Source organism: Allorhizobium sp. GW101-3B10 (genome assembly GCF_059424725.1).
Genome location: NZ_JBWKZR010000001.1, coordinates 2,287,000 through 2,304,645, shown reverse-complemented (window position 1 = coordinate 2,304,645; position 17,646 = coordinate 2,287,000). Strand labels below are relative to the sequence as shown.

Genomic DNA, 17,646 nt, shown 5'->3' with positions numbered 1-17,646 from the left:
CCTCGCTTTTCCTGCGTGTCATGCTGCGTTTTTCCGCACTCGCGTTATTTCGAACACGGCCACGACCAGGGCGAAGACCACGGGTGACGACAGCCAGCCGAGGACCACGTCGGAAAGATAATGGCCCCCGAACGACAGGCGGAAGGCCGGCGTCACCAGCGAGACGGCGATGATTCCGGGCGCCAGCGCAAGGCGGAGCCGCTCCGGTAGCAGCGGGATCAGGCAGATCAGCCATCCCGCGCCGGCGGCCTCGCCGGAAATGAACGAGCAATTGTTGTCGCACTGGCCGGAGAACGATCCGGCCGGCATGAAAGGCAGGTCGCCGCCGAATATGTCGGTCTGGTGCGGCCTCGGGCGGCCGGAATAGCTCTTGAGCAGCAGGTTGACGAGCACGTAGGGGCCAAGGAAGAAGGCGATCAGCGACAGGCCGTAGCGGCGCACCTTCTGCGGCTCGTAGGTGGCGCCGTGGTGTTGCAGCGCCATGACGAGGGCGATCAGCACGACGACCGCCGCCGCGGACGGCGCATAGAACAGCACCTTGCGCAGGAAAAGAAAGAGGCCGTCCAGCCGGTAGGGGAAGTCGCCGCAGACCACGCCCTCGGCGGTCCCGTCGGGGCAGGCGGTCTTCTCGAAGAAGGCAGCGCTCGTCGCAACGTCCAGCGACGGGAAGAAATGGAAGATTGCCAGCAGCAGGCACCAGAGCGTCAGCAGCGCGAGCGCCAGCACGCCGGCGCGATAGGCGTCCGCGTCGCGACGGATCGCTTCGATCAGGGCTTGGCGGTCGGGCTTCGGCAAAGGCGGTTCCATCTCAAGAGGCCTGGCCCCGCCGGGCCGGCGAGGGGCGCGCGGAACCTATCCGCAGTCGCCTTCGCCTGACAAGAGGCTGCGCGATCACGTTCCGTCCATCGGGGATTGTCTCGCGACGTCATCCGGTTTTTCTTGCCTTCGAGGCGGAAAAGGAGAAGATCGCGGTCCGCATCTTTTCTCCCTTCTATCGTCCGTTGGAGTCTCCATGACCGGCAAGATCGACATCAGCTTTTCCAAGTCCCATCGTGTCACCGGGGGTGTCGCCATCCTGCTGAAGACGGTCGAAGCCGAGCTTCCGGCCGGCGTCGCCGACGCCGATCCGGCCGGCATCTTCGGCAAGGCTGCCAAGGTCGCAAAATTCACCGGCAAGTCCATGTCCGTCCTCGACGTCGTTGCGCCGCATGGTTCCGAGGCCGACCGCATGGTCGTCGTCGGGCTCGGCAAGGCAGCCGCGCTGACGGCGCATGACTGGCTGAAGGCCGGCGGCAAGGCCGCGGCTTCCCTCAAGGGCGCGGACAAGGCCACCGTCTTCCTTGACGTTCCCGGTCTGGAAATCTCGCCGAAGGCCGCCGCCGATTTTGCGCTCGGCATGCTGCTGCGCGCCTACAAGTTCGACACCTACAAGACCAAGAAGAAGAACGACAGCAACGGCGACGACGAGGCCAACGCCAACGACAAGGACGTGAAGGTCACCATCGTCACGGCCGACGCCTCCGCGGCGAAGAAGGCCTTCGCCGATGCCGAGGCCGTGGCCGAAGGTGTGGTTCTTGCCCGCAACCTCGTCAACGAGCCGGCCAACGTGCTCGGCCCGGAAGAATTCGCCGATACCGCGAAGAAGCTCGAGGCGCTCGGCGTCGACATCGAGATTCTCGGCGAAAAGGAAATGAAGAAGCTCGGCATGGGCGCGCTGCTCGGCGTGGCGCAGGGTTCGGGGCGTCCGCCCCGCCTGGTCGTCATGCAGTGGAAGGGCGGCAAGGCCAAGGACAAGCCGATCGCCTTCGTCGGCAAGGGCGTCGTGTTCGACACCGGCGGTATCTCGATCAAGCCGGCCGCCGGTATGGAGGAGATGAAGGGCGACATGGGCGGGGCGGCTGCCGTGACCGGCCTGATGCACACGCTCGCTGCGCGCAAGGCCAAGGCCAATGTCGTCGGCATCATCGGCCTCGTCGAGAATATGCCCGACGGCAATGCCCAGCGGCCGGGCGACATCGTCACCTCGATGTCCGGCCAGACCATCGAGGTCATCAATACCGATGCCGAAGGCCGCCTCGTGCTCGCCGACGCGCTCTGGTACTGCAATGACCGGTTCAAGCCGGAATTCATGGTCAACCTCGCGACCCTGACCGGTGCTGTGCTGGTGGCGCTGGGCAACCTGCATGCCGGCCTGTTCTCCAATGACGATGCGCTTTCGGAAAAGCTGCTCGCCGCCGGTCTTGCCACCAACGAGCGTCTCTGGCGCCTGCCGATGGGCAAGGACTACGACAAGATGATCGACTCGAAGTTCGCCGACATGAAGAATTCGAGCGGTCGTCATGCCGGCTCGATCACCGCCGCGCAGTTCCTCAAGCGCTTCGTCAAGGATACGCCCTGGGCGCATCTCGACATTGCCGGCACGGCCATGGCCTCTCCTTCGGATGAGATCAACCAGTCCTGGGGCTCGGGCTTCGGCGTGCGCCTGCTCGACGAGCTGGTTCGCGCCAACTACGAAGCGTGACGCTGGAAGGGGCAGGGGCCTTGGCCGAGATTCTCTTCTACCATCTGACGGAATCGAAGCTCGGGGATGCCCTGCCGCCGCTTCTCGAAAAGAGCGTTGAGCGCGGCTGGAAAGTGGCTGTCCAGACCGCCGATGCCACTCGCCGCGATGCGCTCGACACGCATCTGTGGACCTATCGCGACGACAGCTTTCTTCCCCACGCCACCGATTCCGTCGAGGAGGCGGAGGGCCAGCCGGTGCTGATCACCACCGAACAGGACAATCGCAACGGCGCCACGGTCCGCTTCCTGGTCGACGGCGCCGAGCCGCCGGAAGCGCTCGACTACGACCGCGTTGTCTTTGTCTTCGACGGCCATGACCAGGAACAACTCGAAGGCGCCCGCGGCCAGTGGAAAAAGCTGAAGACCGAGGGCCACAAGCTCACCTACTGGCAGCAAACGAACGAAGGACGCTGGGAAAAGAAGGCGTGAGCGCGGTTCCGGCGACCCGTCGGCGCCGAGGTCGTGTGCGGCTGGCGGCCTACTTGTGTTTGACCGTGTCGCCGACTCGCGGTCGGGCAAAGGCGCTGCTGCTCAACTGGTAGCTGTCCAGGCCCGTCACCTGCGACAGAAGCGAGGTGAAAGTGGTGGTCATCTCGAAATTCACCACGGTCACGACGATCTGCACACCGGGTTCCTTGATCGACGACGGTATATCGACCGGGGACTGTGCGCCGGCGCTGAGCGCATCGGTGTTGTAGCCGTAGGACCAGCTGACGGTCGCCTTGCCCTTGCTGTCGACGTCGAGCACCGAAACCACAACCGTCGCGGGATCCGCGACGAATGGCTCAAGAATGCTGGTTGCTCCATCAAGGAGCGTCTTCAGTTGCTGATTGGACCAGTCCGGCTCCTGCGTGACGATGTCGCTCGTGGTCGTCGCGATCTGGTTGACGCGCCTGTTGACCATCAGGGCCTCGCCCAGATCGAGCGTTGCGGCAAACAACACGACGATGAGCGGCGCCAGAAGGGCGAACTCAAGACCGGACAGGCCGCTGCGGTCCCGCAAGAAGTGTCGGGCAAGCATACGGGCTCGCGGCGTGGAGCGGAGGCCTCGGTGGATGGACTTGTCGGGCATGGTCATTCGAAAGGCTCGTTTCTGAAGAGAGCCGAGGCCGCCAGGGCGTAGGAGCCATCGTCGAGGGTGTGGGCGTCGACCCCGGCAAAGGCAAGCACGCTGTCGAACGGCAGGAAGGCCTGGATCAGCATGTAGTCGCCCGACTCGCCCGCCGAGAAGCTCTCCTCGACGGACATCTTGCCACCCTTCACGGCAGACACGTAGTTCACCGAGGAAAAGTCGGCCATGGCCGTCGTCTTGACCAGCAGGTTGTTCTCGCAGTCGAAGGCGAGCGACATGTTTTCACAGACTTTGGACTTGAAGGTCTCAAGGCTCCAGTTTTCGGTGTTTGCTTTGCCGGTTCGCACCTGCCGCGCGGTCATCTGCAGGGCGGCATCGAGCGAACTGTCGATGAAGAACATGAACGCCACTTCGAGAATGGCGAAGATCAGCGTGAAGAACGGCATGGCCATCAGGCCGAACTCGATGGCCGCCGCTCCCTCTCTATCCCGGATCAGACGCCGGCTCACTCGCATGGCGTTCTCCTCAGTTCGTCAGCCGCACTTTGGCGACGTATTGCTGGAACAGGCTGGAGAGGCCTGCCTCGATCTCGGCGGAGGAATTCGCTTGCAGAAACAGACCCTTGTTGGAAGCGCATGTCTCGAGCGCGGTGGGGACGTAGGCCACGCGGGTGGTGTTGTTGTAGTTGGAGCCGAACGTGCCGGCCCAGGCGCTCTTGAAATTGCTGGATGACATCGTCTGGCCCACCGTGGCATTGTACCCCCAGTCCCATGTCATCGGCAGGTATTCGGTGTAGAGCACGCCGAAGCTCGCCTTGAGATCCTTGATCGGCTTGCACCAGTCCGGATTGAGCGGCGTCACATCCTTCTGCAGCGTGTCGGTGGACGACGGGAAACGAATACCGTAGCTGGTCTGCAGAACCCAGTTTCGCTCGGATTGCACGCCGTCCGTGAGCATGAGCACCAGCTTCAACGGCGAAGCGGCGGTCTTTCCGTCGCCGGCAGTGCCCACCAGCTTCTTCAGCGCAGTCATCGAGTAGTCGAAATAGGTGGCATCCTCGGAGGTCGCGCTGGTCATGCCCTTCTTGTCGTTGCTCAGCACCTTGCGAGCGGTGGTGGTCGAATAGGTCGGCGCAAGCACTTCCGTGGCCGTTTTGCCGACGGTATAGAAGCCGATCTTGATGCGCTTGTGTTCCGTGTCGTAGGTGTCGATCATGTCGAGCACCTCCACCACGGCGTTCATGGCGACATCGGTGCGCAACTGCACGCCCATGGCCTTGGCCAGCGCATACACGGTCGAGTAGTTCTTGTTCTTGTATTTGAAGGTCGCGCCCTCGGACGTGTGGCAGGCAAAGGCGCATCCGGCCTGCGAGCTCAGCAGCGCATTCTGCCCGGCGGTGGTCGCCGCCAGCAGCATCGAGGCCGACTTGTCGAGCACGATATAGACATTCATGTAGGAGGAGCCGGGACCGGCGACGGAGGAACTGACGCTCACGTCGACGCTGTCGATGTCGGCAACCCTCAGCAAGGTGGTCGGGACGGACACCCTGGCCTGCGCGGTGACCTCCTGGCTGTTCGTATCGATGTGGATATCGCTGAGCTCATAGCCTTTGTCGGCAAGGTTGGTCTGTGCTTCGAACCAATTCTGGATTTGTTCTTCAATGGCGTCATTGTCCAGGGTGCCGATGTCCTTGGCGACAGCCAGCAGCGCCGTGTCCAGATCGGCCTGCATCTTGGTGCGGATGTTGTAGGCCCGCACGTAGTCGAGGCTCGTCCCGACCGCAGTGAGGAGCGGCACCAGCAAGAAGGCGAAAGTGATGGCGATGTTGCCGCGGCGGTCGCCGAGGAAGTTGCGAATATTCCAGTTCATACGCATTACCGGGGGTTGGAAGCACATGCCGCGCGAAACGACCCCCTAGTTTTAGCGGGGTTGCCTTACATTTCAGTTAAGTCATGTGGCAAACACGGATCGTGACGCACACCCCGACCCGCGGACGGTGTCGAGGATGAAATGGCGACGCGCAAGGGGAAATGCGGCGGGCCGCCATGGCGCAATATAAAAGCCGTCACGCAATGGCCGGCGCGACGCACAGCCGCCGGCGCGCAGTAGCGCAAGCGTCTCGGCAGTTCGACAAGGCTCTCGGCCTCCTCAGGTCCATTCAGGCCGCTAGCCGGCCATCGCCTCTTCATACTCGGCGGACAGTTCCAGCCACTGTTCTTCCGCAGCGGAGAGCTTGGCGGCCGCCTCGCCGCGCTGCTTGACCTTTTCGGCGGCCTTGGCCGGGCTCTTCTCGTAGAGCGCCGGGTCACCGAGTTCCGCATCCAGCGTGGTGATCAGCTTTTCGAGCTTCTTGGTCTCGGCCTCGATGTCGTTGATCTTCTTGCGCAGCGGCGCGAGCGAGGCCCGCCGCTCGGCGGCCAGCTTGCGCTGGTCGGCCTTGCTCGCCTGGTCGCCTACGGGTTCAGGCTTGTCCTTTTCGTCTTTTTTTTTACCGGAAGAGACGATCAGGCTACGATACTCCTCCATGTCCCCTTCGAAGGGTGAAACCGTGCCGTTGTTGACCAGCCACAGCCGATCCACGGTCGCCTCGATCAGGTGGCGGTCATGGGAGATCAGGATGACCGCGCCTTCATAGTCGTTGAGCGCCGCGATCAGCGCCCGGCGGCTATCGATGTCGAGATGGTTGGTCGGCTCGTCGAGGATCAGCAGGTTCGGCGCATGGAAGGCGGCAAGGCCCATCAGCAGGCGGGCTTTTTCGCCACCCGACAGGTCCTTGGCGGCCGTCGCCATCTTTTCCGTCGCAAGGCCCATCTGCGCGACGCGAGCCCGGACCTTGGCCTCCGGGGCGCCCGGCATCAGCCGGCGCACGTGTTCGACCGGCGTGTCGTTCGGGACGAGATCTTCCAGCTGGTGCTGGGCGAAGAAGCCGATCTTCAGGCTGGGTGCCAGTTTGATCTCGCCGCTTTCGGCTTTCAGCCTGCCGGAGATGAACTTGGCGAAGGTCGACTTGCCGTTGCCGTTGGAACCTAGCAGCGCGATGCGGTCGTCGGCGTCGATACGCAGGTTGATGTTCTTGAGAATCGGCTTGCCGGGCTCGTAGCCGACCGCGCCGCCCGAAATGGCGATGATCGGCGAGGCCGGTTGCTTCTCCGGCTCCGGAAAGGTGATCGGCTGGACATGGTCCTCGATCACCGAGGCAACGGTGCCCATGCGCTCCAGCGCCTTGACGCGGCTCTGCGCCTGCTTGGCCTTGGAGGCCTTGGCCTTGAACCGGTCGATGAAGCTCTGCAGGTGCTTGCGCGCCGCCTCGTTCTTCACCTTGGCCTTGGTCTGCAGCTCGTCGGCTTCTGTCTTCTGCCGCTCGAACTGGTCATAGCCGCCGCGGTAGAAGGTCAGTTTCTTCTGGTCGAGATGGATGATCGAATTGACGGCGGTGTTCAAGAGGTCGCGGTCATGGCTGATGACGATGACGGTGTGCGGGTAGCGCCGCACATAGTCCTCCAGCCACAGGGTGCCTTCGAGGTCGAGATAGTTGGTCGGTTCGTCGAGCAGCAGCAGGTCGGGCTCGGAAAACAGCACCGCCGCCAGCGCTACGCGCATCCGCCAGCCACCGGAAAACGACGAGGCGGGACGCAGCTGCGCTTCGGCATCGAAGCCGAGGCCGGCGAGGATGGTCGCGGCGCGCGCTTCCGCCGAATGCGCGTCGATATCGGACAGCCGCACCTGGATGTCGGCGATGCGGTGCGGATCCGTCGCCGTTTCCGACTCGAGCATCAGGGCCGCCCGCTCCTTGTCGGCGGCCAGCACGATCTCGATCAGCGAATCCTCGGTGCCCGGCGCTTCCTGCGCCACCTGGCCGATGCGCGCATTCTTCGGGATCGACACCGAGCCGCTCTCGGGCGACAGGTCGCCGGTGATGATCCTGAACAGCGTCGACTTGCCGGCGCCATTGCGGCCGACGAGACCGGCCTTGGTGCCGCTCGGCAGCGAGACGCTGGCATGGTCGATCAGAAGGCGGCCGGCGATGCGGGCCGAAATGTCGTTGATGGTAATCATGTCCGCGCTTTTGGCCGATGTGCGGGACAAAGGCAAGCAGCGGGCGGATCGGCGAAGGCCGTGGCCGCCGGAGCTGCGTCGAGGGTGGCATCCGGGCAACAGGCACGCCGCCCGAACGACAGCCTTTGCCGTCAGGCGACGTGACGTCCGCCCGTACGGATGCGCTCCGCCGGATAGCCGGCAATCGGCGCCCGCGGATTGGCCCGCGCGGTGTTCAACGCCGCCTCGGCATGGGCGAGAAGCTGCATCGGCGCATCGGCGTCATGGGTGAGCGCGAAGCCGATCGACAGGCCAAGCCCGCCATGGGTCGAGCCGTGCTCGGTGGCAAAGACCAGATTGTTTTCGACGGCGGCGTGCAGGCGTTCGGCAATGGCGTGCGCGTCCTCGGCCGACACGTCGCTGAACAGGAAGGCGAAGTCGTCGCCGTCGATGCGTGCCACCACGTCGTTCTTCTTGATGGTCTTGCGGAAGATGGTCGCCAGCCTCTGCAGCAGTCGGTTCCCGGCCTCTTCGCCATACTGGTGGTTGATCGACCGGAAGTCGTCGATATCCACGATGACCAGGGCATGGTCCGAAGGCGGCACGTCGTGCCCGTAGAGATCCTCCAGGCGCTTCATGAAGGCGAGGCGGTTCGGCAGGCCGGTGAGCCGGTCCCTTTCCGTCGCGGCCTTGGCCATTTCGGCGGCACGCTTTGCCGCTTCCATCTGCTTCAGTCCGGTCTTCAGCTTCAAGCCAAGCTCGGTTTCGGAATGCAGGAGATCGCTGGCCGCTCCATTAAGGAAATCCAGTTCGGCGATGAGCTCGCCGATGCCGCGGCTTTCGTCTTCGCGGATCGATTTCAGAATGGTTTCAAGTGCCCGCGCGAAGGTCTGCTTGTGCAGGATGCCGAGCGAAATGTGCTCGCCGAGCTTGTCCAGCAGCCCGCTCGCATCCGCCTGCAGCCTTTCTTCGGCGATCCCGCAATGGCCGAGCAGGCGATGCTTCAGGCCAAGCGTGTCGAGAGCGTGCTGGGAGGGGCGCTGGCCGAGTGCCGCGAGCCCGCGCGCCAGGGCAGGATCATGGCCACTCACCGCCTCGTGCACCAGCTCGTAATTGCGCGGAAGGCCGGGAATCCCATGCTTGGCCATATAGCCGGCAATCTTCTGCAGCGGGTCGTGAGCGGCATCGGCCCATGCTTTTGAGCGGTGCGGCTGATCCGGATACTTCGTATCGTTCGGCATGAACATTCCCCTCGTGGTCCGCCGCCTTGGCTGGATCGGCCTGCGGACCGTCGTCGAAACAAGTCTTCGGGGAAACTGTCGCGGTCAAGTATCAGCATTCTATTAAATCGGGCGAAGGATGTGTGGCAACGGTTAACGCCCGCTGAATACGCACTCTCTCAGGTCGTTTCTTTGTGGTTGCTTTGTCCTTGGGTAATAATTTCGGGTCGATCCGATTTAATGAAATCTTAGTTAGCAAGGGATAGTATGATTTTGCAGTGCGACAATTTGGCGGATCTGAACGGATCTCGTCGCAAAGTGACGCCACTGGACGAGGAGCGGTGCGCGCAAGAACGGGGAGCAGCGGCTTATGGCCATCCAGAAGCCGATCGTCTTGGCGAACTTCGCATTCTTCCTGCTGCTGATCGTGGCGGTCTGGGTGCGTCCTGCCGGGCCGTTCGTCCTGGTCGTGACGGATCCGGAAGCCGACGCGAGCGGGAACATGCGGGTGATCGGGGAGGCGGGCGGACGCCTCGTTTGGTCCGGGCGCTATGCATGGGTCTCCGTTGCCCATTCCGATGCGAATGACTTTGCCGGCCGCCTGATGCGCGCCGACGCACTCCTTGTCTTAAACCATGATCTGGCAGTCGGCTGCCTCGAAGGAAATTGACATGCATGCTCTCAATACGCTGCGAGACAAGGCTTCGACGGGTATTGTCGCGCTTCTGTGGCTCAATCTGGCGCTGATCGCGCTTCGCAACGCTCTGCGGGCCGAAGGTTTCGACATCTTCGCGATCATCGCCACGCTGCTGATCGTCGGTTCGGCGACACTCACCTGGATGAAGGATCGCACCGGCGCGACGACCCGCGTCGTCACCTCGATGGCCCATGCGGCAACGGTGGCCGTGCTTGTCTACGCGTTTGCCGGCTCGCCGCTGCAGATCGACATCCACATGTACTTCTTCGCCTCGCTGGCGATCTGTGCGGTCTGGGTCGATTGGCGCGCGATCGTCGGCTATGCGGCGCTGGTCGCCGTGCATCACATTCTGTTGTTCTTCGCCATGCCGTTCGCGATCTTCCCCGGCGAGTCCGATTTCTCGCGAGTGGTGCTGCATGCGGTCGTGCTGATCCTGCAGAGCGGCGTCCTGATCGCGCTCACCCATTCGGTCGTCAGCGCCTTCGTCGCTTCCGAGGCAGCCGTCCAGGCAGCCACGAATGCCGAACGCAAGGCCACGACGATGGCCGAGCAGGCCCGTCAGGCAGACGAGCACGCCGAACAGATGCGCGCCGAGCGCGAGCAGGAAAAGGCCCGCGAAGCCGAAGCGGTCGATTTTGTCGTCATGAAGCTGGACGAGGCGCTCAGCCAGCTCGCTGCCGGCAATCTGTCGCATCGTATCTCGCAGGAATTCAACGGCGAACTCGACAAGCTGCGCAGTTCGTTCAACACCTCTGTCGAAGGACTGGAGTCGGTCATCAGTCAGGTGAGTCAGGTGGTCCGCATCATTCGTGATGGCACCGGCCAGATCGGCGACGCCAACCACGACCTGTCGGCACGGACCGAGCGTCAGGCGGCTTCGATCGAAGAAACCGCAAGCGCGCTGACCAACGTCACCGAAACCGTGCAGCAGACGGCCAAGGTCGCGGAACATGTCGGCCGTCTGGTCGAGCACGCCCGCAGCGGCGCCGAACGCTCCGGCTCGATCGTCACCAATGCCGTCCAGGCCATGGGCAAGATCGAAACGTCCTCGCGCGAAATCTCGCAGATCATCAACGTGATCGACGAGATCGCCTTCCAGACCAACCTTCTGGCGCTCAATGCCGGTGTCGAGGCGGCGCGTGCCGGTGAAGCCGGCAAGGGCTTTGCCGTCGTCGCCCAGGAAGTGCGCGAGCTCCCCCAGCGCTCCGCCAATGCCGCCAAGGACATCAAGGCGCTGATCAATGCCTCCGGCGCCGAGGTCAAGAACGGCGTCGGGCTGGTCGACCAGACCGGCGAGGCGCTGCACGCCATCGCCAACGAAGTCACCGCCATCAGCCTGGAGGTCGAGAAGATCGTGAGCAGCGCGCGCGAACAGTCGACCGGTCTGACCGAGATCGACGCCGCCATCGGCCAGATCGACCGCAATACCCAGCAGAACGCGGCGATGGTCGAGGAATCCTCGGCAGCCATCCAGTCACTTGCCAACGAGGCGTCCGCCCTCGAGCAGCTGATGGTCCGCTTCCAAATATCCGGCAGCGACAGCCATGTACGGCGCCAGCGCGCCGCCTGACCGCTGCATCACATCGCCAAAATTCCGAAGCCGGCGGAGCGATCCGCCGGCTTCTCTGGTTCGGGATCTGGCGCCACCGGGCCTAAAGCCAGGCCTGACCCTTCTGGCGCAGGAAGTAGAGCAGGTCGAGCGCCAGCGAGGGCTTGCCGAGTGCCGTCAGCGTCATGTGGCACTGGCCGCGGTGATGGGTCTGGTGGTTGAAGAAATGCGACAGGCCGGGTGCCAGCTTGTGGCTGACCGGAACGGGATTGCTCACCGGCGTATAGGCGATCGTCGCTTCGAGCTGTTCGTCGCTCAGGTCGTCGACCCAGGTGACGATCCGCTCGTCCTCCGCCGTGCGCGCCGAGGCCAGGTCGGCAAAATTCTCGCAAGGCCGCGCATCGAGCGCTTGGTAGGTCGGTCCTTGCCCGGTGAAGCGGTGAAGCCAGATCCGGTCGGCCACGAGAATATGGCTCATCGTGCCGAAAAGGGAGCCGAAGAAGCCGCCCGCATTGCGGTTCAATTCTTCGTTGTCGAGCTGGCCCGCCGCTTCGTAGAGAAGGGCGTTCGCCCAGCGATTATAGGCGGCGAACATCTGGAAATGCTGGCGCATGACTGTCTCCGATGATTGGGCTCGCGGCATCTTAACCGGGATCGCCACAAGTTGGTTTGATGAAACCGATGAAATTTCCTGATTTGATTGTTGGCAGAATTTGCGTTCGAGTTTGCCGCCACCATCCGCCATCGCCACGAGGAATGACCGATGTCCAGAACGCTCTACACCCTTTGCGGCGCCGACAGCGCCCGCCCGTTCTCGCCCCATTGCTGGAAGACGGTGATGTCGCTGCGCCACAAGGGCCTCGATTTCGCCGAGACGCCGCTGCCGTTCACCGAAATCCCCAAGGTGGAGAACGGCGCGACGAAGATCGTCCCGCTGCTGCGCGACGGCGAGCAACTGGTGGCCGACAGCTTTGCCATCGCCCTCTATCTGGAGGAGACCTATCCGGAGCGGCCGTCGCTGTTTCGCGGCGAGGGTGGCAAGGCCATGGCGCGCTTCGTCGAAGGCTATTCGCAGATGGTGCTGCACACGGCAATCAGCCGCATCGCGCTCCTCGACATCCACGACATGCTGGCACCCGTCGACCAAGCCTATTTCCGCACCAACCGCGAGGAACGCTTTGGCAAGCCGCTGGAACAGGTGGCGCCCGACCGCGCCGCCGAGATCGCCGCTTTCCCGGCCAAGCTCGAGCCCCTGCGTCACATGCTGAAGTTCCAGCCCTTCATCGGCGGTGAGCGGCCGCTGTTTTGCGACTACATCCCGTTCGGCGCGCTGCAATGGCTGCGCATCACCACCGGCTCGATCCACCTGTCCGAAGACGATCCGGCCCGCCTGTGGTTCGAGCGTTGCCTCGACCTCTATGACGGAGAGGCGCGGGCGGTCGCTTGAACGAGGCCGGGCCGAATGTCGTTCAGCGACCGTAGGTGACCGTGATGGAGGCGCGGGCCAGCGCATTCGCATTGGTCATGAAGCCGATCAGCGCGCCGCTCGCGGTCTCGTCGAGTTCGAGCTTGTCGACCGAAAGGGCCGTGACGCTGAAGACATAGCGGTGCGTCTGGCCGGGTGGCGGGCATGCGCCGAGATAGCTGGCAAAGCCTGCATCCGCCCGGCTCTGGATCGCCCCCTTGGGCGCGCCGCCGTCCGGGGTGATCCCGGCATCGAGCGCTTCCACATCGGCCGGGATGTTGAACATCACCCAATGCCAGAAGCCCGAGCCTGTCGGCGCATCCGGATCATAGGCAGTGACGACGAAGCTTCTGGTTCCGGCCGGCGCGTGCTGCCACAACAGCGCCGGCGACACATTACCGCCGTCGCAGCCGAACGTGTTCGAGACCTGCGCCTCGGCAAGACTGCCGCCGTCCTTGAGGTCCGGGCTCGACAGCGAGAAGTCGGCCGCGAGTGCGGGCATGCCGGCAAGGGCGGTCAGGGCGGCGGCGAGGGCGAAGGTTCGGAATGTCATGATCGGGCTCCTTTCGATTGGCAAGCCCGACACTAGTCCAGGGACTATTCGGCCGCGGCTCTGGGGCGCTCGACCTCTGCTCCGGAACGCTCATCCGCTTCCGCCGCGATCCGGATGTCTCGCGGCGAGAGACCGAACCGGGTGCGGAACCGTGCCGCAAACTTCGATGCCGATTCATACCCCACGTCGAGCGCAATGCGATTGATCGGCAGTTCGGTTGCCTGCAGCAGCGCGAGCGCCGTCGTCATCCGCACATCGGCGATCACTTCGGTGAGGCTGGTGTGAAGGAGAGCCAGCTTGCGCCGCAGCGTCTGTTCGCTCATCCCGACCTGGCGGGCAACAGTGCCGGCCGTCCAGTCGCATGCCGGATCGGAGCGCACCAGCGTGCGGATGCGCAGGGCGAGGTTCTCGCGCGCATCGGGCAGCAGGCCGATCCCCAGGGCCTGCAGCCGGATGACCAGTTCACCGAGAATATGACGGTGCACGGCCTCTTCCGTCTCATCCCCTTGCGAGATCGTTTCGCGGGCGCGCTCGAGCGCCTGCTGGAACCCGGTGTCGGGCGCGATGAGCGTCGCCTCGGAGGTCGGCCGGAGTTTTGGCTCGGCGTAAAGCGCCACGAGGCTGGGAGAGAGCACATAGGCGTCGGCATGATAGGCACCATTCGCGCCGACCCCGTTGGTCACCGTGCATTCGAGCCCCTGGGGCAGGAATATCGCCTGTCCCGGTCCTGCGCTGACTTGCGCATGCTCGGTTGCCGCGCGCTTCCAGCCCTGCCTGACGAGGATGATGGCCGGCTGGTCTATATGGAAGTGCCGGAACTGTCCCGTCGAGGCCTGCAGGATCGAGCAGTGCACCGCCATGCCCGGCAGCGCCCGTGTAGAGCGCCGCGTGCTGTCGGAAAGTCTTTGCATGGGCCGCTCCTCCTGATGACCGTTCCTCGTACGCCATGGGCCGGCAGGCGTCGCGTCAGGATGGCGATGATTAGTATGACGCTGGCGTGAAATTCGTCCATCCCCCTTGTTTTCAGGGCCTGAGACGGCTAGAAACCGCCCACTTTCCCAATAGGACAAAAGGACTAGACCGATGGCGATTGAACGCACCTTTTCGATGATCAAGCCGGACGCAACGAAGCGCAACCTGACGGGCGCCATCACCAAGATGCTCGAAGACGCCGGCCTGCGTGTCGTCGCCTCCAAGCGCGTCTGGATGAGCAAGCGCGAAGCCGAAGGCTTCTACGCCGTTCACAAGGAACGCCCCTTCTTCGGAGAACTGGTTGAAGGCATGACCTCGGGCCCGACCGTCGTTCAGGTTCTCGAAGGCGAAAACGCCATCCTGAAGAACCGCGAGATCATGGGCGCCACCAACCCGGCCCAGGCTGCCGAAGGCACGATCCGCAAGACCCACGCCCTGTCGATCGGCGAGAACTCGGTTCACGGTTCGGACGCCCCGGAAACCGCTGCCCAGGAAATCAAGTACTGGTTCTCGGACACCGAAATCGTCGGCTGAATCGGGATTTGAGCTCGGCCGCACAAAGCCTTGCAAAGTCTGACGAACCGGGGTCGAAAGATCCCGGTTCTTTCATTTCGGGCAGGAGAGATCCTGCGCATAGTCGGCGCTGCCGTCGGCTTTGAAGACCTCCGGGTTTTTCGTGTAGACCGGCCCGACCACCAGCGGTTTCGACGGCAGGATCGACTGGTCCTGGCTCGAGACGATGGTCGTCTCGATCGTCTGCAGCTCCCGTCCGCCCGCATCGACGATCCGCATCGAGACCGCATAGGGACGGTCCTTGGCGATGCAGCGCATCGGCGGGCTTTCGACCGTCACCTTCTTCCAGAAGGGAAAGATCTTCGCCCGGGTCACATGCGGCGCGCCGCCGGCCGGGTTCTCGAAGGTCGTCTCGACATAGCTCTCGTCCGGCAGGGTGCCGTTGCGTGCCAGCGTGATGACGGCGGTGGCCTGTGCCACGCGATAGTTGAAGATGAAGACCTTGCCGGAGATGACCAGCGGCTTCTCGATATCGTCGCGCTGGCATCCCGCAAGCGCCAGGATGACGGCGGCGAGGAGCACGGTTTTTCGGTGGGCTGTCACGTCGCGTCTTCCTTTCGTGTCCGCCGATAGTGGCGATTGGCCTTGATGCGGTTGCCGCAGACCGCCATGTCGCACCAGGTGCGGCTGCGGTTCTTGCTGCGGTCGAGAAACAGCCAGCCGCAATTGCCGCAGATCTTCAGGCGATCCGGCTCGGGCGTGGCGGCGAGTTGCAGGGCCGAGCGCGCCGTCGCCGCCTCAAGCGCGGTTTCCGACGATGCGGACCGCAGCATCAGGGCGGCTGCTTCCAGCAGGTCGGCCAGGGTGCGGCGATCGGCCTGCCCCAGAACCTGTGCGCGAAAATGCCGGTCGATCGCCTCGCGCAGGCGCAGGAATTCCTCGGTATTGGATGCTTCGACCGGGGCGATCGGGCCGAAGAGGGCGCGTTCGGCACAGAACTGTTCGGCTGCGGCCGGAAAGGCGGCGAGCTGCTCCTCGACGGCGAAACGGTCGATGCTGCGGGCGCCATCGAAGCGCAGGATCACGCTGTTGGCGACATCGAGCGCCAGCGCGCCACCGGAGAAACGATGCGGGGTCCAGGAAAAGGTCATGCGAAATTATAACTGGTAAAACCGTTTTTGCCAGTTATAAATGCAGAGGGAGGCGATGATGGTCTATCTCTTGCAGCAATTGGCCAATGCCGTGCCGATCGCAGCGCTCTATGCGGCGCTGGCCTTCGGCTATGCGCTGATCTTCGGCATGACACGGCGTCCGGACATCACCTATGGCGCTCTCTTCGCCTTCTCGGGGCAGATCTTCCTGATCTTTGCCCAGTTCGCCTGGGATCGCCTGTTCCTCATCCTCCCTGCCGCCCTCACGCTCGCCGCGGTCGCGTCGCTGCTCTACACGCTGGGCACAGCAGGCGGCATCGCGCGCTACGTGATGCGCCCGCTGCACAGGCATTCGCCGAATGCCGTCATCGTCGCCTCGCTCGCCCTGCTGATCCTGCTGTCGGAATCGACCCGGCTTGCCATGGACAGCCGCGAGATCTGGCTGTCGCCCTTTCTCAACGACCGGCTCGTCTTCTTTCGGCACGGCGAAGCGGAGGTGGGGCTGACGGCCATCCAGCTCGGCAATGCGGCGATCATGGCGGCGCTGGTGGCACTCGGCCATCTGCTCCTGGTCCGCACGAGGGCGGGGCGCGTCTGGCGGGCGGTGGCGGACGATGCCGGTGCCGCACAGCTCTGCGGCGTCAACGCCGACGCGGTCTTCGCGCTGTCCTATCTGTTCGCCGCCTTCGTCGCGACGGTCTGCGCCATCTTGGCCACCTCGTACTACGGCACGATGGATTTCTCCTCCGGTCTGCTGTTCGGCCTGAAAGTGGTGCTGATCGCCGCGATCGGCGGTCATTCCGTGCCGCTGCGATCGGCGCTCGGAGCGGCACTCTACGGGTTCGCCGAGACGCTCTGGGGCTCCTACCTGCCACTCGCCTGGCGCGACATGGCGCTTTTTTCCATGCTGGTGCTGCTTGCCGTGATGTATCGCCGCGAGGCGCGGGTCTGAGCCCTGGTCCAGTATGAGCTTCAGCGCCACCGGCACCTTCCGGTGGACCACCGAGAGGCGCGATTGACGACGGCATTCGGGCGCGCTTTATGGGGGAGGATGCGGCCGGTGCCGGATTCGCGCCCGCAAACGCCAGAGCGCCAGACGGACCCATGAACAGCATTCGCCGGCAATTGATCCCCTGGCTGAAGGTCCTCGTCTCGCAGGGTGTCGTTCTGGCGCTCGTGCTGTGGCTGCGGGAGTCGATCCCGGTCGACGGACCGCTGCTGCTGGTCGCCCAGGGCCTCGCAGCGGCGCTGATCGGCAGGCTGCTCGGCCTGTCGCCGTTCTGGATCCCCATCCAGATCCTGCTGCCGCTCGCCGCCGCCTACAATGCCGTGGTGCCGGCCTGGGCCTATCTCGCCGCCTTCATCGTCTGCGCCCTGATCTACTGGAACAGCGCGTCGGAACAGGTGCCGCTCTATCTCACCAACCGCCGGACCTGGCAGGCCCTGGACACCGTCATCTCCGAGCAAAAGGCGACGTCTTTCGTCGATCTCGGCAGCGGTATGGGCGGCGTGGTCACCTTCCTGGCGGACGCCCATCCGGGGCTGCGCGCCCGCGGCGTGGAAACCGCGCCACTGGTGTTCCTGGCATCGAGGATCCGGCTGATGCTGCGGCGTCTGCCCAATGCCGAATTTGCCTATCGCAGCATCTGGGACGAAGACCTGTCGGCCCATGACGTCGTCTATTGCTTCCTGTCGCCGGTGCCGATGCCGAGGATATTCCTGAAAGCCAAGGCCGAGATGCGGCCGGGCACGCTGTTCGTCAGCAACAGTTTTACCGTGCCGGACGTTGAACCGGATGCGGTCGTCGAGGTCGACGATACGAGAAAGACGCGGCTTTATCTTTACCGGATCTGACCG

19 protein-coding genes are annotated in these 17,646 nt (G+C 63.8%); 8 read left to right on the top strand and 11 right to left on the bottom strand.

The genetic code is table 11. The features are described 5' to 3' along the window. Positions 1–18: 18 nt before the first annotated feature. On the bottom strand, positions 19–795 hold the full coding sequence (locus AC07Y0_RS11355; RefSeq protein ID WP_498677285.1) for a phosphatase PAP2 family protein: 777 nt from the start codon (positions 793–795) through the stop codon (positions 19–21). Positions 796–1,012: 217 nt separating this feature from the next. On the opposite strand from AC07Y0_RS11355, the gene AC07Y0_RS11350 reads away from it, so the two are divergent. Beyond that, positions 1,013–2,521: a leucyl aminopeptidase gene (locus tag AC07Y0_RS11350; protein WP_498677283.1), complete on the top strand. Its 1,509-nt coding sequence runs from the start codon at positions 1,013–1,015 to the stop codon at positions 2,519–2,521. A gap of 20 nt (positions 2,522–2,541) precedes the next feature. Continuing rightward, complete coding sequence (locus AC07Y0_RS11345) at positions 2,542–2,991, top strand: DNA polymerase III subunit chi (protein WP_498677281.1); 450 nt, start codon at positions 2,542–2,544, stop codon at positions 2,989–2,991. Positions 2,992–3,040: 49 nt separating this feature from the next. Here the strand turns inward: AC07Y0_RS11345 and AC07Y0_RS11340 are convergent, their stop codons facing one another. From AC07Y0_RS11340 to AC07Y0_RS11320, 5 genes are all read right to left on the bottom strand, one after another. After that, a complete protein-coding gene (locus AC07Y0_RS11340) occupies positions 3,041–3,640 on the bottom strand; it encodes a TadE/TadG family type IV pilus assembly protein (RefSeq protein ID WP_498677279.1) in 600 nt (199 codons plus the stop codon). After that, positions 3,637–4,149 carry a TadE/TadG family type IV pilus assembly protein gene (locus tag AC07Y0_RS11335; RefSeq protein ID WP_498677278.1) on the bottom strand — a complete coding sequence of 171 codons (513 nt, stop codon included), beginning with the start codon at positions 4,147–4,149 and terminating at the stop codon, positions 3,637–3,639. Before AC07Y0_RS11335 ends, AC07Y0_RS11340 begins: the two co-directional genes overlap by 4 nt. A gap of 10 nt (positions 4,150–4,159) precedes the next feature. Beyond that, positions 4,160–5,503, bottom strand: a complete 1,344-nt coding sequence (locus AC07Y0_RS11330) for a TadE/TadG family type IV pilus assembly protein (RefSeq protein WP_498677276.1) — start codon at positions 5,501–5,503, stop codon at positions 4,160–4,162. Positions 5,504–5,800: 297 nt separating this feature from the next. After that, the gene (locus tag AC07Y0_RS11325) at positions 5,801–7,690 is read right to left on the bottom strand and encodes an ABC-F family ATP-binding cassette domain-containing protein (protein WP_498677273.1); all 1,890 of its coding nucleotides are present in this window, start codon (positions 7,688–7,690) and stop codon (positions 5,801–5,803) included. A 131-nt stretch (positions 7,691–7,821) separates the two neighbouring features. Next, positions 7,822–8,910, bottom strand: coding sequence for a GGDEF domain-containing protein (locus tag AC07Y0_RS11320; protein WP_498677271.1), 1,089 nt, complete (start codon positions 8,908–8,910; stop codon positions 7,822–7,824). Between the two features lie 349 nt (positions 8,911–9,259). Here AC07Y0_RS11320 and AC07Y0_RS11315 point away from each other — a divergent pair, with 349 nt between their 5' ends. Both AC07Y0_RS11315 and AC07Y0_RS11310 read left to right on the top strand, forming a co-directional pair. Then, the gene (locus tag AC07Y0_RS11315; protein ID WP_498677269.1) at positions 9,260–9,559 is read left to right on the top strand and encodes a hypothetical protein; all 300 of its coding nucleotides are present in this window, start codon (positions 9,260–9,262) and stop codon (positions 9,557–9,559) included. 1 nt (position 9,560) lies between these two features. Beyond that, a complete protein-coding gene (locus AC07Y0_RS11310) occupies positions 9,561–11,156 on the top strand; it encodes a methyl-accepting chemotaxis protein (protein ID WP_498677267.1) in 1,596 nt (531 codons plus the stop codon). A gap of 82 nt (positions 11,157–11,238) precedes the next feature. On the opposite strand, the gene AC07Y0_RS11305 is transcribed toward AC07Y0_RS11310, so the two are convergent. Further along, the gene (locus AC07Y0_RS11305) at positions 11,239–11,748 is read right to left on the bottom strand and encodes a DinB family protein (RefSeq protein WP_498677265.1); all 510 of its coding nucleotides are present in this window, start codon (positions 11,746–11,748) and stop codon (positions 11,239–11,241) included. Between the two features lie 150 nt (positions 11,749–11,898). Between AC07Y0_RS11305 and AC07Y0_RS11300 the strand changes: the two genes are divergently transcribed. Beyond that, on the top strand, positions 11,899–12,582 hold the full coding sequence (locus tag AC07Y0_RS11300; RefSeq protein WP_498677263.1) for a glutathione S-transferase family protein: 684 nt from the start codon (positions 11,899–11,901) through the stop codon (positions 12,580–12,582). 22 nt (positions 12,583–12,604) lie between these two features. On the opposite strand, the gene AC07Y0_RS11295 is transcribed toward AC07Y0_RS11300, so the two are convergent. Together AC07Y0_RS11295 and AC07Y0_RS11290 are read right to left on the bottom strand one after the other, a co-directional pair. After that, positions 12,605–13,153, bottom strand: a complete 549-nt coding sequence (locus AC07Y0_RS11295; protein WP_498677261.1) for a YbhB/YbcL family Raf kinase inhibitor-like protein — start codon at positions 13,151–13,153, stop codon at positions 12,605–12,607. Positions 13,154–13,197: 44 nt separating this feature from the next. Next, positions 13,198–14,064, bottom strand: coding sequence for an AraC family transcriptional regulator (locus tag AC07Y0_RS11290; protein WP_498677259.1), 867 nt, complete (start codon positions 14,062–14,064; stop codon positions 13,198–13,200). Positions 14,065–14,236: 172 nt separating this feature from the next. On the opposite strand from AC07Y0_RS11290, the gene ndk reads away from it, so the two are divergent. Further along, positions 14,237–14,659, top strand: a complete 423-nt coding sequence (ndk, locus tag AC07Y0_RS11285) for a nucleoside-diphosphate kinase (protein ID WP_115670708.1) — start codon at positions 14,237–14,239, stop codon at positions 14,657–14,659. A 72-nt stretch (positions 14,660–14,731) separates the two neighbouring features. Here ndk and AC07Y0_RS11280 read toward each other — a convergent pair whose 3' ends face one another. Both AC07Y0_RS11280 and AC07Y0_RS11275 read right to left on the bottom strand, forming a co-directional pair. After that, positions 14,732–15,241 carry a hypothetical protein gene (locus tag AC07Y0_RS11280; protein ID WP_498677258.1) on the bottom strand — a complete coding sequence of 170 codons (510 nt, stop codon included), beginning with the start codon at positions 15,239–15,241 and terminating at the stop codon, positions 14,732–14,734. Beyond that, positions 15,238–15,789, bottom strand: coding sequence for a CGNR zinc finger domain-containing protein (locus AC07Y0_RS11275; protein WP_498677256.1), 552 nt, complete (start codon positions 15,787–15,789; stop codon positions 15,238–15,240). Before AC07Y0_RS11275 ends, AC07Y0_RS11280 begins: the two co-directional genes overlap by 4 nt. 58 nt (positions 15,790–15,847) lie before the next feature. Between AC07Y0_RS11275 and AC07Y0_RS11270 the strand changes: the two genes are divergently transcribed. Further along, on the top strand, positions 15,848–16,741 hold the full coding sequence (locus AC07Y0_RS11270; RefSeq protein ID WP_498677254.1) for a branched-chain amino acid ABC transporter permease: 894 nt from the start codon (positions 15,848–15,850) through the stop codon (positions 16,739–16,741). Positions 16,742–16,893: 152 nt separating this feature from the next. Next, positions 16,894–17,643 carry a class I SAM-dependent methyltransferase gene (locus AC07Y0_RS11265; RefSeq protein ID WP_498677252.1) on the top strand — a complete coding sequence of 250 codons (750 nt, stop codon included), beginning with the start codon at positions 16,894–16,896 and terminating at the stop codon, positions 17,641–17,643. The last annotated feature ends 3 nt before the right edge of the window (positions 17,644–17,646 follow it).